Source organism: Acinetobacter sp. LT1, from assembly GCF_059800965.1.
Genome location: NZ_JBBAXE010000034.1, coordinates 1 through 1,230, shown reverse-complemented (window position 1 = coordinate 1,230; position 1,230 = coordinate 1). Strand labels below are relative to the sequence as shown.

The following is a 1,230-nucleotide window of genomic DNA, read 5'->3' as shown; positions in this document are numbered from 1 at the left end:
TGAATAGCCACCAAAATTCTAGACACACCTAACCATCTTTTGATGGGCCTTTTCATAATCTAATGGAGAACGCTGACCATTGGAACCATGTCTGCGTTTTGAATTATAGAACATCTCAATATATTCAAAGAGATCGGATCTTGCTTCAGTTCTAGTTGCATAGATTTTCTTTTTAATTCGTTCCCGCTTTAATAGCTGGAAGAAGCTTTCTGCAACAGCATTGTCATGGCAATTGCCTCTACGACTCATACTACTTTCAAGATTATGATGCTTGAGAAATGTCTGCCATTCATGACTGGTGTATTGGCTGCCTTGGTCAGAATGGATTAGGACTTTGTTCTTTGGGTTTCTTCGCCACAAAGCCATCAATAATGCATCTAAAACCAGGTCTGTCGTGATTCTGGATTTCATCGACCAGCCAACAACAAGACGCGAAAATAGGTCAATCACAACTGCGAGATATAGCCACCCTTCATGAGTACGGATATAGGTAATATCAGTGACCCATAATTGGTTCGGCTGCGTTGGATTAAATTGGCGGTCTAAAGTGTTTGCAGCAACAACAGCTGGAGTACCAGTATGAGCTCTAGGTTTACGATAGCCTCGCTGTGATTTGAGACCATTCATCTTCATGAGCCGATGTACTCGATTGATCCCGCAACTTTCGCCAACATCTTTCAAATCACAGTGAATCTTGCGATAGCCATAGACTCCGCCAGATTCCAGCCAGAACTGTTTAATTAATCCTGAAAGCTGTTGCCGTTTCTTGGCAGTTTTACTGGTAGGTTGCTTTAGCCAGGCGTAATAACCACTGTGATGAACATCCAGAGTTGAACATAAACGACGAACAGGCCATATGTGCTGATTGTCCTGAATAAAGGCGTACCTCATTTGGACTGGCTTGCGAAGTACACCGCGGCCTTTTTTAATATGTCCCTTTCTTCAGTAACCCGTTGCAGCTCTTTTTTTAACTTTGCTAATTCTGTACTTGGATTATTAGATTCTGTGATCTTGGGCTGCTGTGGATCATAACGTTTAATCCAAGCATACAGACTATGTGTGGTGGTTCCTAAACGTACAGCAACTTCAGCCACACTATGGCCTTTCTCAGTGACTTGCTTTACTGCTTCAATTTTGAATTCTTCAGGGTATCGTTTACTGCTCATAAGCACCTCGTTAATTAGCCATTTTATCTAACTAAAAGGTGTCTACAAAATCGGTGGCTATTCA

Annotated in this window: 1 protein-coding gene; it reads right to left on the bottom strand. The window is 41.9% G+C overall.

What is annotated here, in order from left to right:
- Positions 1-18: 18 nt before the first annotated feature.
- A protein-coding gene (locus tag WBW42_RS18725) for an IS3 family transposase (protein WP_087013213.1) occupies positions 19-1,166 on the bottom strand; the annotation gives its coding sequence in 2 pieces (ribosomal slippage) (positions 19-920 and positions 920-1,166; 1,149 coding nt in all).
- Positions 1,167-1,230: the final 64 nt, after the last annotated feature.